Annotated in this window: 10 protein-coding genes and 2 tRNA genes; 3 read left to right on the forward strand and 9 right to left on the reverse strand. The window is 43.0% G+C overall.

Features of this window, described 5'->3' with window-relative positions:
* Positions 1 to 20: 20 nt before the first annotated feature.
* The 8 genes from BUB99_RS03390 to BUB99_RS03425 form a co-directional block, all read right to left on the reverse strand.
* Positions 21 to 158: a hypothetical protein gene (locus tag BUB99_RS03390; protein ID WP_317041705.1), complete on the reverse strand. Its 138-nt coding sequence runs from the start codon at positions 156 to 158 to the stop codon at positions 21 to 23.
* A 194-nt stretch (positions 159 to 352) separates the two neighbouring features.
* Positions 353 to 895: a hypothetical protein gene (locus BUB99_RS03395; protein ID WP_073119429.1), complete on the reverse strand. Its 543-nt coding sequence runs from the start codon at positions 893 to 895 to the stop codon at positions 353 to 355.
* Between the two features lie 85 nt (positions 896 to 980).
* Entirely contained in the window at positions 981 to 2618 is a 1638-nt protein-coding gene (locus BUB99_RS03400; RefSeq protein WP_139280881.1) for a porin family protein, read from the reverse strand.
* A 7-nt stretch (positions 2619 to 2625) separates the two neighbouring features.
* The gene (locus tag BUB99_RS03405) at positions 2626 to 5592 is read right to left on the reverse strand and encodes a tetratricopeptide repeat protein (protein ID WP_073119433.1); all 2967 of its coding nucleotides are present in this window, start codon (positions 5590 to 5592) and stop codon (positions 2626 to 2628) included.
* 66 nt (positions 5593 to 5658) lie between these two features.
* Entirely contained in the window at positions 5659 to 6678 is a 1020-nt protein-coding gene (holA, locus tag BUB99_RS03410) for a DNA polymerase III subunit delta (RefSeq protein WP_084190322.1), read from the reverse strand.
* Positions 6679 to 7040: 362 nt separating this feature from the next.
* Positions 7041 to 7124: transfer RNA gene (locus tag BUB99_RS03415), tRNA-Leu, on the reverse strand.
* Positions 7125 to 7241: 117 nt separating this feature from the next.
* Positions 7242 to 7314 (reverse strand) — tRNA-Gly (locus tag BUB99_RS03420).
* Positions 7315 to 7510: 196 nt separating this feature from the next.
* A complete protein-coding gene (locus BUB99_RS03425; protein WP_073120565.1) occupies positions 7511 to 8008 on the reverse strand; it encodes a PaaI family thioesterase in 498 nt (165 codons plus the stop codon).
* 58 nt (positions 8009 to 8066) lie between these two features.
* On the opposite strand from BUB99_RS03425, the gene BUB99_RS03430 reads away from it, so the two are divergent.
* Positions 8067 to 8732, forward strand: a complete 666-nt coding sequence (locus BUB99_RS03430; RefSeq protein ID WP_170863725.1) for a tetratricopeptide repeat protein — start codon at positions 8067 to 8069, stop codon at positions 8730 to 8732.
* Entirely contained in the window at positions 8729 to 8911 is a 183-nt protein-coding gene (locus tag BUB99_RS03435; RefSeq protein WP_073119438.1) for a hypothetical protein, read from the forward strand. Before BUB99_RS03430 ends, BUB99_RS03435 begins: the two co-directional genes overlap by 4 nt.
* On the opposite strand, the gene BUB99_RS03440 is transcribed toward BUB99_RS03435, so the two are convergent.
* On the reverse strand, positions 8912 to 11320 hold the full coding sequence (locus BUB99_RS03440; protein WP_073119440.1) for a bifunctional UDP-N-acetylmuramoyl-tripeptide:D-alanyl-D-alanine ligase/alanine racemase: 2409 nt from the start codon (positions 11318 to 11320) through the stop codon (positions 8912 to 8914).
* Between the two features lie 177 nt (positions 11321 to 11497).
* Here BUB99_RS03440 and BUB99_RS03445 point away from each other — a divergent pair, with 177 nt between their 5' ends.
* Positions 11498 to 14434 carry a DEAD/DEAH box helicase gene (locus BUB99_RS03445; protein WP_073119442.1) on the forward strand — a complete coding sequence of 979 codons (2937 nt, stop codon included), beginning with the start codon at positions 11498 to 11500 and terminating at the stop codon, positions 14432 to 14434.
* Positions 14435 to 14485: the final 51 nt, after the last annotated feature.

The following is a 14485-nucleotide window of genomic DNA, read 5'->3' on the forward strand; positions in this document are numbered from 1 at the left end:
AGGTTTCATTAAGTACCTAATTAATGTTCTACAAAGAAGTCATAAACAACGACCTCTCCATAGTTGTTAGAGCTGCCTGTGTCACTACCTTCTTTCTCTGCATTACTCTGCGTATAGTTACCAATTTTGAAGTATGCATCGTCATAGCTTCTGTTCATAACGTAAGAATTACTACCATCTTTTACAAGATAGCTAGAGGCATTGCCACTCGCAAAGAACAATCCATAGGACACTCCTAGAGAGAGGCTTCTTTGTCAAGCGACGAAACGATGTGTTATTCGGAAAGACTATGCTTAGTTTAGACTGGAGTATTGCGAAGGGTATCATAGCCCTTGCTCAAGTCAAATACACCTTATGATTTACGAAACTCCTTGATACTTACGTTGAGTTGATGATCCTTGCATGGACCATAGCAATCTGATGATAACTCATAGTAGGGCAATACTTCGCTAGATATCACGATGAAATCCATGAAATCTACCTTTTCTGCTATGTCCGAGTCAAACTCACCATAAAACACGATCGGTTCTGCGCGATTGGGCTCAGAGTAAAATTCAAAAATACCTGTTTCTTTCTTGAAGATCAGTTGGTCATCTGCATCATAGAAATGGACTTCAAAGTTCAGCTTGGCTCCCATGTCCTTTCCAATGATGGCCAAATCCCCTGTGACCAAATAACTCCCCGCTCGCTTAACTGCTATCTCGGTATTGGTCATCGTCCACTCCACCTCCGTTGAGCCCACGGGGTAGTTCATATCATTGTTAAACTTGAAGTACAAGCAGTTACCTGGCTCGCAGTAGTTTTTCAAGTTATAACCATTGTTTTCATAGTCTGTCTGACCATAGGTTATCCCTACAGTCAAAAGACCTAAACATAATAAAAAGATTGTTCTCATAATAGGTTATTTTTCTCATCCCAAATTAGAGAAATACCAACCCGATGTAAAGCCTTATTTTTATGTTTCTTCGCAGCTAAAAAACTTAAAATCTATAGGTTACGCCTCCTTTGATTTGAATTCCTCTCTGCGGATAGTACAGATACCTAGAGTAGGATTTGCCTATGGTATTGTCGGATGAGATGAACGCCCCGAGTCGCTTCTGTATCTGGTAGTGTAGACTAATATCCAGACGGTTGATTGGGTCCAAAGATACATCTACGTCATTGATCCCATCGTAAGCGGTGATCCCAGCCAGCAATCCATACTGCCACTGTAAGGTCAGCTTATCTACAAATAGATGCTCTCCCTTGACAAAAAGCTCCGAGGTGGGCAAATGATAGGGGGTATCAATTTTCCCTCCAGCGTAATTGTTAAAAGTATAAGCCAACTCTATGTTATGCTCGTCATTGATAAAATACTGCGAACTCACTCCAATCGAAAACAGCTTAGTCACACCTGTATCATAGATTACATCGATGTACTGCTGATCGATCTGGTTGTTGACATACATCGGGAGGTTACGCATGCTTTTGATCCCTACGTTCAGTCTAGCATACCACTTATCAGTCACATCTCCCCTGACACCTAGATTGACATCTACTTTGTTATCTGTATTTTCCACTATGGTTTGTGGATTGAGATATGGAATATCTGTAGAAAAATCATATAGCGTATTGAATTTGTATCCCCCATCCAGTGTAACATAGGCTTCATACTGATCCGTCAATGGGTAAGAAGCACTGACATAAGGAAATATTTTCAAATTCTTCATGTCCTGCGCATCATCACTCTGCAGGTTGACACTTAGCCCTGCATCCAGATCAATCCCTCCAAACTCAATATTATAGTAAGGTTTAGCGCGAAAGTGACTTCTACCCTGAGGAGACGCCGTGTTATAACTAGACATATTCAGCACTGCATCCAAATGAAACTGCTCCGAATAGATCGCATGACCGCTTACATCCATCGTGTTTTCGGTATTTTCATAATTGTCGAAGAATCCTCGATAACCTACGTTGAGACTATACTCCCAGTCATCATTTAGGTTGTTGTCCTCTAATCCCAGCGTAGCACTGAAGAACCTATTTCTCTTCTTGATATCTTGGCGGCTAATCACAGCCCCATCAGCGTACCCATAGTAGTAGTTGGCGTCTGTCTTGTAGGACACGATAGCGTTGGTCTTGACTCGTTTCCATACTTTGGTGCCATACACACTGATTTCATTGAGTGCCGAGGCACTGTTTTCCTTGTCTACCTCCCCTGTCTTATAGGACAAATGTTTGTAGTTCAGTCCTATATTTTGATTGGGATCACCTGGGGAAACTAGCGACAGATCGACCAATGGAGACAGGTAGTTTCCTATCCCCGCTTTGAGGTACTGATGGTATTCTGATTCCTTCTTTTGGACTGAGGTTTTCGCGGACTTGAAAGTCTGTGGTTCGTCTGCTAGATCATACTCGAACACGGTAAACTCTCCCGGATTGACAGGCTCGTACGTCTGCGGCTCAGGTTTCCATTTGATAAACTCATAGAGCTTGGTTTCCTTCTCCAACTCTATCTGTCTATCTTTCTCTATGACAATTTCAGCATCCTGCACATCGCCATCTTCATCTTGAGCCACTGCAGTACCCGCAACTAACATCAAGGTCACCCAAAGTATATTTTTCAAATTTGACTTCATGATTTGATTAGTTGTTTTCATTATTCTCCTCACTTATCTTCTTCAATTTGCTCTCCGCTCTGAATTTGATCTCATCTATGGTAGAATGCGTGATCAATGAATTCAGCGTGGCTTTCGCCTGGAACACCTCATCGGTATCGATGTATATATCTGCCATCAAAAGGAACGCTTCACTCTGCCAATATTCATAATTCTTAAAATTGTTCGTCAAGATGAACAGACTCTCAAGTGCCTTTTCATAATCCTGGTAGAGATAATAAATCTTACTGATATAAAGATAGGCTTCTGCTCCACGCTCGTCAGGGGAGTTACCCACTAGTGGTAGTAGATATACGAGAGCGTCTTCATAGTTTTCGAGATGGTACTGGGACTTTCCTACGATCAAGTTGGCATTAGCCTCTACCAGTACGCTCGTCCTTGCATTGCTCAGCAAGGCGGTACCATAGTAGATCGCCGAATCATACTGATCCACTCTGTAGAAATTCTCCATCAGTCCAGTTGCTGCCTGAATCATATTTTTAGACGAAGTAGATGCGTTCATCATCTCATGGAAGTACACATTTGACACGACTACATTCCCCTTCTCAGCTTCTATAGTTGCGATGCGGTGGAGCACCTTGCTATACTTCGAAAAATCCTTCTCCTGCTCTATTTCATAAAACTGGCTGAGTGACTTATCATATTCGTCTATTCTGTAGTAGGAGTCTGCGATCAGATACTTAGCCGTTACCACGAGTGAACTCTTCTTGTATGTCTTGATAAAATCTTGCAAGCCACTAATCGCTAACGTGTACTGCTGGTTGTAGTAATGTGCCTGAGCTGTCTCAAACTCAATATTCTCCAAAGCTTCACTATTCGGATTAGCCGATTTGTAGCGGGACAAGTAAGTCTCGAAATCCTTAAACTCCCCTTGGTTGCTTTTCTGCTGCAGTCCCAAGAGGGCGCTATTGGCCGTCTCGTGTCTTGGAAACCGATCTAGAATCTCCTTATAATTCGTAATACTAGAAGCAGTATTGCCTTTGTTGTCATAGGCTACTGCCTGATCTAGCAGCGCAAAAGGCACATGAGGACTACTCGGGAACTTAAACATGAATTTTCGGTAAGACTCGATAGCTTCGGTCATATCTCCTTGTTCAAATTCTATTTTGGCAATTTGAAAATGCGCATGATCGAGTTTAGGAGAGTTAGGCACTTCGGCGATCAGCTTCTTAAAATATCGCGTTGCTTCGGCATCTTTATCAATGTATCGGTTCAACAATCCGATCTGAAAATAGATTTCCCCTAATCGTTTGTCTCCCGCTTGCTCGGCTTGCTTATAATAAGTTATGCCTTTCGAATAATTCTTCAAAGCGAAATTACAGTCACCCAAACGCATGTAAACATCCGAGATGTATTTTGCATTCAGATCCTTGGTATAGTTCTTCTCGAATGCTTCGAAGGACACCTTTGCATCCTCGTATTCTTTCATGTTAAAATAGGCATAACCCTTACCGTATAGTGATTTTTTGTAAATCTCTGATCCGTCATTGGTGACACTACGATAGTAAAACAATGCCTCCTCATCTCGCTCCAATACCGCCAAGCTCTCCCCTGTCCAGTAGTAAGCATTTTGAGTAATAGATCGATCCAAATTATGAATCAATGACTTTTTGAATACCTCAATCGCTAGTTCGAACTTCTTATCATTAAACAACGACATTGCCTTCAGGAAAGAAACACGCTGATAGGTTCTTTTCATCTGGGTAGTCAATACATCTCGGCTTTCGATGTAGTTGATCGCTAGGTCATAGTTATCAGTTAACGCATAGGCCATACTCAGCATCTCTCCTGACAAATCTTTGTACTTTCCGTTCGGGAATTGATCCGCATATTCATCGACGACCTCTATGACTCTTGAATAATTGGGCACCTGCATCAGTGCCTTCGTTAGTTGGTAGTAGGCATCTTCTTTCAGTCTTGTGTCGTATTTGGTCGTATTCTCAAAAGACGTGATGGTAAACGGTATATTGGCCGTCTGCAAATACAACACCCCCAAATAATAAGAAGCATAAGCACCTACAGTATCATCTGCGACCGCTGATCTCTTGAGTTGCTCCTCGGCCAACTTCGTATTACCCAGCTTGTAGTTGGAGTAGCCCGCTTTGTAGTAGTTCACCTCATTGCGAGAACGGCTATAGGCGTTAAACAACTTGGTGTATTCGTCAGATGCTTTGTTGTATTTGCCTAATGCATAATGTGCATCCGCATAGAAATTCACGATCATTTGGCTCGTTTTGGCCGTGCCACGATCATCCACCATACGGATCAGTTCCTTGTACTGCTTGGTGCTATAGAGTGCTGACATATACAGCTCGAAAGCAGATACGCCAAACTCCTCTGACTCGAATCCTCTTTCGAGGTACTCATACGATTGTTTGATTTTTCCTCCGTGATACAAAATATAGCCCTGAAAATAGGCTGCATCCTTTTCATAGCTAGTAAAGCTATTATCCAACTGCGCAAATGAAGCCATCGCTTTGTTATTCTCTCCTGTACTGAAGAATGCATAGCCTTTCTTGAACATGAGTTCGGGAGAGGTATTATTTTGATTCTTTTCATAGCTGCGAATCGCCTCTTGGTATTCTCCTCGATCAAAGTAGTAGTTACCTAGATCGACATAGGCACTCTTCGCATAGTGGTTATATGGGTAGTCTTCTACGAATTTTTGGATCAGGTATTCTCCATCGTCCTGCCCTGCACGTACGGCACACGATGCGATAAAATAGTCCACATCCTCTCGATAAACCTTCGCCGTGATTTTGGCAAACTCCAAGCGCGCCGCTACATAGGCATTTTTTTGGTAGAGCAGCTTAGCATGCCGAAAACGTGCGTCCTGATCTAACTCTTGCGCCTGTGCCGCTACCTGTGTCAGGAGCAACAGCGTGATTATAAAACCTTTGAATAGAATATGTGGAGTATGTATGATGGTCCTCAAGTCTCAATAGTAATTTAGGATACTAACTAGCAGTATGAATAATACAATAAATTTAAGCCCTAGGAATCAATGTAAGAGCGAAAAAACCAATTCTTTCATGATCTCCCCTTCGGACTGTGAAGGATAGTCGATTCCTTTCGATTTCATATCAGCGATCTTGACATATTTGATATTGTCGATCACCTTAGATAACGGATAGTTCTTAGCTGCCATAATGTACTCTTTCACGAAAAATGGATGAACACCCAATAAAGATGCCAAATGTTTGTCCGACTTATTCTGTGAATGATGAATCAACAGCAACTTATTAAAAAACGCAAATACATTGGCAATGATCGGAATCAACGGATTTGATTTCGGGTCGGACTTGAAATAATGTATAATTTCATTGGCCTTCATCACGTTTCGGTAGGACAGTGCTTTTTGGAGTTCAAACACATTATATTCCTTACTGATTCCGATATTCTTATAAACATGATCAGCCGTAATCAACGCCTCATTCGGAATATTGATCAGCATCTTGTCTATCTCGTTGGAGATTCTGGTAAGGTTGTTCCCTATGTTCTCTGTGATCAGAAAGAGTGCCTTTTGATCTATCTTCTTGCCTTTGTCCTTGACATAACCTTCTATCCAGGCAGGCAATTGGTTGTCATACATTTTGGATGAGTCCATCACCACAGCGTGCTTCACGAAAGCTTTGGTGATCTTCTTGCGCTTGTCGAGGGACTTATACTTATAGGCCAACACCAATATGGTCGACGGCTGTGGATTTTCGAGATAGTTGGTAAAGAACTTCTCCCCCATCTCCTTATCCAATCCCGCCAACTCTTGCGCCTCCTTGACGATGATTACCTTTCGTTCTGCCATCATCGGATAGCCTTTCGCATGATTGATGATATTGGGGATATCAGAGTCCTTGCCGTAGACCACTATTTGGTTGAACCCTCGCATGCTTTCATCCATCGCGTTGGCCTCTATATAGTCTACGATTTGATCGATAAAAAAAGACTCTTCGCCCTGCAGAAGGTACACAGGAGCGTATTGTCCAGCTTTTAGATTCTTTAATATTTCTGGGAATTGTGCCACTTCGATGTGTTAGGATTAAAACAGCACAAATAAATGAATTTTGGCTTACTTATCGCAGAAAAGAAGCATCAGATTTCGATCAACTAACACTAGGGCGACATCTCACCCTAACATTAGGGTCAGTCTGTTAACTTGGGGGATAAACTCGGTAGACAGGTTCGATATTTTTTATTCCAATCATTCAAATTAACTTCAAGGACCTATAAGAGATGGTTATTCACGAAAAACAATAATGAATTTCGAACAATGAATCTTGAATCACGGATTGATCCTAACTTTACCGACTGATCCGAAATTACCGCCAACTCCACCACCTAAAAACAAAAAACCTCTGAAAATCAATAGATTAACAGAGGTTTTTGTACCAGAGGCGGGACTTGAACCCGCACGACCAGAAGGTCACAAGATTTTAAGTCTTGCGTGTCTACCGATTCCACCACTCCGGCAGGATCATGATGTAGTGCTGTACCAGAGACTAAAGTTAAGAACTGCTTGGATACAAAAAAAGTGTATGCGCGATGCTATTGCACCTTCTCACTCACATACACTCTCACACTCAATTGAGCGAAAGACGGGGTTCGAACCCGCGACCTCCACCTTGGCAAGGTGGCGCTCTACCAGCTGAGCTACTTTCACTTGTTAGTCCGTTTGACTAAATTCGAGTGCAAAGATAGAAAGCAATTCGACATATTCAAGTCTTGACTTGCAAAAAAAGAAAAGAATTTTCTAAGCTATTGATTATCTGATTTTTCCGATTGAAACTTTTTTCACCCTCAACAATAGCACCTTTGGATTGCCCCCAAAACCAGCACTCACCACACTACTCATGGTCTCAGGATTTAAAAACATTGTCTCCCCCATCTTGACTACTATCAAAGACGCGGATTGCGACAACATCCGCCTCAGCGGTTTTCTCTCCGAGACAATAAAAATCGCACTTCAAGACCGTCTTCTTGCCTTTGACCTCTACCACACGAGCACGCAGCTCCACGGTATCATTGTTGGAAGTAGGCCTCAGATACTTGACAGATAAGGTTCCTGTAGCGTAACGATACTCTGGCAAGGAACCGAGCGCTCTCCCCTCTTGGCGATACGCATACGCCATGGCCGTACACATACAGTGACAATCAACGAGCGTGGCTATCACTCCTCCGTTCATCAATTCAGACCACCCGTGATATTTCTCCTCCGAATCCCACCTACAAACGGATTCTTCTCCCTCCCAATAGCTCTTGACATGCAGCCCTTGATCGTTGTTGATCCCACAGCCGAAGCATACATTTTCGGGCATGTAATCCTGAAAATATTTTTTTTCAATTAGTTCACTCATTATTAATGTTGGGTTATCAGTTTTTGCTAATTTAAGCATCCATACAAAACAAATGGCTATGAGAAGGAGATACATTGGATGGATGACGGGTTGCATTGTCCTATTGGCAGTTAGTAGCAGTACAGCACAGGATACTGTCATAGATGAGGATGACTACAATTCCAACCAGCAGCACACTTCTAATGGCTGGGATCTGATTGGCCAAGAGCAATTCGAAGATGCGCTCTCGCAGTTTGATCTAGCGATAGATAGCTACGATGGCAATGCTGACAGTTTCGTTGGTCGTGCCAATGCACTACTACGAATCGACCGATTCAGCGAGGCGCAAAAAGACATAGAGACCGCACTATTGCTGGCACCAGATCAAGCAGACATGTTCTATTTAGCAGGAAATATCTATTTCAAGATGGAGTATTTCGAACTAGCCGCACGCAACTATAGTAGTGCCATCCGTGCCAACGACACCTCTGACATACCTGTTGATCTGATCAACTGCTACTACAACCGTGGCAATGCCTACTTCTCGGCGGGCATGTATCGCTCTGCTATCAACGACTTTTCTCGGGTCATTGATGCGAATGAAGATAGCTTTATCGCCTACCACAACCGCGCACTTGCGTATAAGAACAGGGAGGAATACGACATGGCTTGCCAAGACTTCTACAAAGCGCAAGAACTCGGTAGCAAAATGTCCCAAAAATACATAGACAGATACTGCCCATGACCACTAAAAAAGAGATTAGCGAGAAGAAAAAGCAAAGCAAGAAAAACAGTCATATCTCCAAATCAAAGGACACTTCCGAAACAAAAAAAGCAGACAACACCTCTGACAAGGATGATGAAACGACACAGTTAGGACTCCCTGATATAGATCTAAAAAAATTTATGGGCTGTGGTGGCTAACTAACCCGAAACATAGGTTCTTTTGACACGCTGACTGATACTGGTCAGAATCTCATAAGGAATGGTACCTACCCAACTGGCCAAGTCCTGAATGGTAGGACTCTCGCCGAAGACGACCACTTCGTCTCCAGTCTTGATCTCTACGGCAGACACATCTAGCATGGTCATATCCATGCATACATTCCCAATCGTAGGCACCCACTGCCCTGCGATGGACATCTTACCTACCCCGTTACCAAAGGCACGTGCATAGCCATCCGCATAACCTATAGGCACAATCGCTATTTTCATATCCCGCTTCGCAAACCCAAGCCGTCCATAGCCGACAGATTCCCCTTCTTTGATGTGCTTCACCTGAGATACGTGTGCTTTGAGCGTACTGACTATACTTAGCTTTTGCTCCTCCGACATCACAGGATCAAATCCATACAATCCTATCCCTAAGCGCACCATATCAAAATGAAAAGCTTTGTAATTGTCTATCCCAGCCGTGTTGACCAAATGCCGCAGCGGTTTGTACCAAAGCGCTTTCATCACCAGGTCACTCATCTCCTCAAAGACTCGTCCCTGCTTCAAGGTAAAGTCGCGATGGCGTGGATCTTCACTCCCAGCCAAATGGCTAAAGATACTCTTTACTTTGATCCTCTTGTGCAGTTTCAGTACCTCGACGAGACGCTTGAGCTCTTCAGATTTAAAACCTAAGCGATTCATCCCTGTTTCCAGCTTGATGTGAATAGCTGGGACTTGCTCCTCCCCTTCGAAGAAGTCATTAAAATCAAACAACTGCTCTAAGGAATAAATCTCAGGCTCTAGATTATACTCCTTCAAAAACCGAAATGAATCAGGTGATGCATTCATGATCATAATCGGAAGATGAATCCCACTCTTACGAAGCTCCACAGCCTCGTCCGTATACGCCACACCGAGATAATCTACCTTGTGAAACTGTAACAGGTTAGCAATCTCAAAATTACCTCCACCGTAAGCAAATGCCTTTACCATCACCATCAACTTGACCTCTGGTCTCAGCCTCGCCCGGTAGTAGTTCAAGTTATTGGTGAGAGACTCCATGTTGATCTCCATGATCGTACCATGGGCTTTGTACTCTAGTCTCTCTACCACTCGCTCGAACTGAAAATCCCTTGCTCCTTTCACCAGTACAATCTCATCCTGCACCTGAAAATCAGATGACAAAAACGCATCTGTACTCGCAAAAAACTCTGCCTGCGTATGAAACAACCCTCTCGCCTCGGAGATTTCTGTTCCCACACCAATCAAACGATGAATGTTCAAATTGCGCATCAGGTCATCGATGCGTTGGTACAGTGCATCTGATGATAGACCCGTTTGATAAAGGTCTGACAGGATCACAGTTTTCTTACTTTTTTGATTTTGGCGATGGAGAAAATCTAACGCAACTTCTAGTCCATACAGGTCATTGTTGTAAGTGTCATCGATCACATAGGATCTGTTCACTGCTTGTTTCATCTCAAGCCTCATCTTCACCGACGACAAGGTATCGAGTCGCGTCTGTATCATCTCCACGCCGAACCCCATCACATGTAGTACTGCTGCACATTGGAGTGAATTCTCTATCGAAGCTGGATCAGAGAATTTAAGACGCAAGGAGAGTATTTGCTCTCCTATAATCATCTCAACCACTCCTTTTTCTTGACGCTCAACGGTCCATGGAATCAACTCTGTATCAGCCGAAAATACGGATTCAAGTGCTTGTTCGATTTCAGGATACGCAGCACTGTAAATCACCTTTTGACAACCAGCGAAGAGCTGCGCCTTTTCATTAGCCTTCTGCTGGAGAGATTCAAAACCAGCATTATGCGCCTCACCGATATTGGTAAATACGCCTAGTGTGGGTTTGATCATCGGTTCTAAACGAGCCATCTCTCCACGCTCAGATATTCCCGCCTCGAAGATTCCCAGATTGTGCTGATCCGACATCTGCCACACCGACAGAGGCACTCCGAGCTGTGAGTTATAACTCTTTGGGCTTTTGACGATCTTAAATTTATAATCCAGCAGCTGCGCCAGCCATTCCTTGACGATCGTCTTGCCATTGCTGCCTGTGATTCCTATCACAGGATAGGTAAAAAGCAACCTATGATACGTCACGATCCATTGCATCACACTGAGCGAATGGCGCACCTCCAGTATGTTCACATCATCGGGTAGTTTGATTTCCTTCTCTACCACAAAGCAACGCACCCCTTTGTCGTAGGCTTCTTGCACAAACTCATGCCCATCATGGTTGATCCCCTCAATCGCAAAAAACAACACACCAGAGCGAATAGAAATATTACGGGTATCGGTCACGAGCTCCTTAATTTCGGCATCTCTGGACAGTTTAGTGATTTTACCCTTCCCTATTTTTTCTAACTCTGTGAACTTCATATACACTGCTAATTGATGATCTGAATGACGTTATTTACCGTCCCAATTTAATTGTAATTATTCAATATCTGACGACCAAAATTTCACAATGTTTTTGTTTCCCGTTTCGCATTTTGGAGTAAATTGCAAGATTGATTCGATATGAATCCAGTATCAATTTAATGTGATTGTCGGTAGATGAAAGTCTCTCCTAACGAACCTTTTCAACTTATATACACCCTATTTGATCACCAGTATCTAGGCTATCTTTTCGAATCCTTTGTGATTCAGAAGGATACGGAGGGACGCTTGACTTTTGCTCATCAGAATATCTCTGCTATGAACGCTGCGGAGTTCGCCGATGGACTAGACGAGGCAGACTATGAGCTCATCAAACAAATGGACTCTATGCAAGCCGACACTGTCGTCAAACACTTTGAAAAGAAGAGAATAAAACCTGACGATTACTTCCTCAAAGTCTTTGACCCAAAGAATGGAGACCAAACCAAACAAGATGAGATACGGGCTTATGTAGAGAGGAGAAGGGCGAAAATCATGCCGCTCATAAAGGGCAAGAGACTCTTTGAGATGGGAAATGATGGTGAGCCAGCTTGGAAAGAAATCGAGGTACTTGAGGATGAGGCTTCCGTATTGTTTCACTTCAGACGAAACGAGGAGAACACGCATTACTTCCCGACAATAAAACATCGAGACGAAAAGATAGAGTTTCAGTACAAAGGAGCATACATCCTCTGCAATGACCCTGCGTTTATCGTCATTGAAAACAAGCTATATAGTTTTCAAAAAAACGTAGATGCCAACAAGCTAAAGCCTTTCCTCAACAAGAAATTCATAGCCGTCCCTAAAAAAATAGAGGACAGCTACTATCGAAAATTCGTCGCACCGTTGGTTGCATCTTTTGATGTCTATGCCAAGGGGTTTGACATCAAAACAGAGCATCATGACTTGAAGCCGACGCTATACTTCTCCGAACTCGCCAGTACAAATGGCCAATCTATGGAGCTCTTCGGCTCTAATGGAAACGCCAATACCGATCTGCTCCAAGAGAGTAAAATCCTATTTGAACTCAAGTTCAAATATGGGAACCACAGTTACAAAGCAGATCACTTCAAAGAAGTCAATGTGCATGTGGAGAGTGAAGATGACGACTATACCTTCTACCGTATCCGCCGAAATATCACGCAAGAAAAGAAATACCTCAAGTTCCTCGAAGAATCAGGGCTAGCACTAAGATCCTCTCAAGTGACAGTTCCTCTGGGTAAAGCTTTCTCATGGATAGAAGACACCAAAAAATTCCTACAAGATGCTGGCATCTCGCTGGTACAAAATGGAAAAAGCATCAAGCGATATTTCATAGGCAAGTCGGAGATGACACTGGAAATCAAAGAGAATATCGACTGGTTTGACATCCACGCGATAGTCAAATTCGGTGAATTTGAAATCCCATTCAAAGTCATCCGTAACTACATACTAAAGAATATCAAGGAAATCGAACTACCTAACGGTGAGATTGCGGTGATCCCCGATGCATGGTTCGAACAATATGCAGAGCTCATGGCCTTCAGTGATGAAGGAAATGCCGAAGAGCTACAACTACAAAAGCATCACATCTCTCTAGTCAAAGAGCTGACTGAATCCAATCTAGCTCAGATCAACCTTAAAGGCAAACTCTTAAAATTACAGGACTTTGATAAGATCGATGACTTTGAGATTCCACAGGGGTTCATGGGAGATCTGAGACCTTATCAAAAAGCCGGATACAACTGGATGCGCTTCTTACGATCTTATAGTCTGGGAGGCTGTCTAGCCGATGATATGGGTTTAGGTAAAACCGTACAGACACTAGCTCTCCTACAGTCAGTGCACAGTGAAGAAGAGGCTGGCACCAGCCTTCTGGTCATGCCTACCTCTCTGATATACAACTGGGAGAAAGAAGCCGAGAAATTCACTCCTAAACTTAAAATCCTCAACTATACTGGAGGAAAAAGAGAAAAAAACATCAAGGGTTTTTCTAAGTATGACCTGGTACTGACCTCTTATGGAATCATTCGGCAAGATATCGATCTCCTCAAAGAGTTTCATTTCAACTACATCATATTGGACGAATCTCAAGTCATCAAAAACCCTGATTCGATCATATCTAAGAGCATCAGAGAGCTCTACTCGTCTAACAAACTGATCCTGACAGGTACACCGATAGAGAACACCACCATGGATCTTTGGTCTCAACTGTCCTTTGTCAATCCAGGCCTACTGGGAACCAAATCATTCTTCAAGAAGCAGTATCAACTTCCTATCGAAAAGAAGAAAGACGAAGCGAGTACCAAAAAGCTGTATTCGATCATCAAACCGTTTCTGCTAAGACGAAACAAATCGCAGGTCGCCACTGACCTACCCGAAAAAATTGAAAATGTACGCTACAGCACCATGAGTGCAGAACAAGAAGAAGCCTATGAAAAAGTAAAATCTGCCTACCGTGACAAAATCATGAAGGAGATCGACGCAGGTGGTCTGGGCAAGTCTCAGTTTATGATCCTGCAGGGACTTACCAAACTAAGGCAAATCGCCAATCACCCGCTCCTAGCAGATGAAACCTACGAGGGGGAATCTGGCAAACTAGAAGACATCAGCTACATGCTAGAAAATGCCATAAAGAAGGATCAAAAGATACTGGTATTCTCACAGTTTGTGAAGCATCTCAAAATCGTATCCAAGTACCTAGATGGACAAAAGATACAATATACCTACCTAGATGGTACGACCAAGGATAGACAAGGCCAAGTGGAGAAGTTCCAAAACGACCCTACGATACAGGTATTCCTGATCTCCCTCAAAGCAGGCGGGCTAGGCCTCAATCTGACACAGGCCGAGTATGTATTCCTATTAGACCCCTGGTGGAATCCTGCCATCGAAGCACAAGCCATAGACCGTGCGCACCGCATCGGTCAGAAAAACAAAGTATTCACTTACCGATTCATCACCAAAAACACCGTAGAAGAGAAAATAATGCACCTCCAGCAGTCCAAAAAACAACTGGCAGCAGACTTGATCACAACAGAAGAGAGTTTCGTAAAGAACCTATCCAAAGACGACTTAGTAGGCTTATTAGATTAAACAACTCTCTAATTCAACGCCTAATTATGGATTGAAATTGAATCAATAAAA

Source organism: Reichenbachiella agariperforans (genome assembly GCF_900142205.1).
Taxonomy (GTDB): domain Bacteria; phylum Bacteroidota; class Bacteroidia; order Cytophagales; family Cyclobacteriaceae; genus Reichenbachiella; species Reichenbachiella agariperforans.

What these genes read in the sequence shown, in the direction of transcription:
- BUB99_RS03390 (WP_317041705.1), bottom strand. Translation starts at nt 158, where the DNA reads ATGAACAGAAGCTATGACGATGCATACTTCAAAATTGGTAACTATACG.
- BUB99_RS03395 (WP_073119429.1), bottom strand. Translation starts at nt 895, where the DNA reads ATGAGAACAATCTTTTTATTATGTTTAGGTCTTTTGACTGTAGGGATA.
- BUB99_RS03400 (WP_139280881.1), bottom strand. Translation starts at nt 2,618, where the DNA reads ATGAAGTCAAATTTGAAAAATATACTTTGGGTGACCTTGATGTTAGTT.
- BUB99_RS03425 (WP_073120565.1), bottom strand. Translation starts at nt 8,008, where the DNA reads ATGAGTGAACTAATTGAAAAAAAATATTTTCAGGATTACATGCCCGAA.
- BUB99_RS03430 (WP_170863725.1), top strand. Translation starts at nt 8,067, where the DNA reads ATGAGAAGGAGATACATTGGATGGATGACGGGTTGCATTGTCCTATTG.
- BUB99_RS03435 (WP_073119438.1), top strand. Translation starts at nt 8,729, where the DNA reads ATGACCACTAAAAAAGAGATTAGCGAGAAGAAAAAGCAAAGCAAGAAA.
- BUB99_RS03440 (WP_073119440.1), bottom strand. Translation starts at nt 11,320, where the DNA reads ATGAAGTTCACAGAGTTAGAAAAAATAGGGAAGGGTAAAATCACTAAA.
- BUB99_RS03445 (WP_073119442.1), top strand. Translation starts at nt 11,498, where the DNA reads ATGAAAGTCTCTCCTAACGAACCTTTTCAACTTATATACACCCTATTT.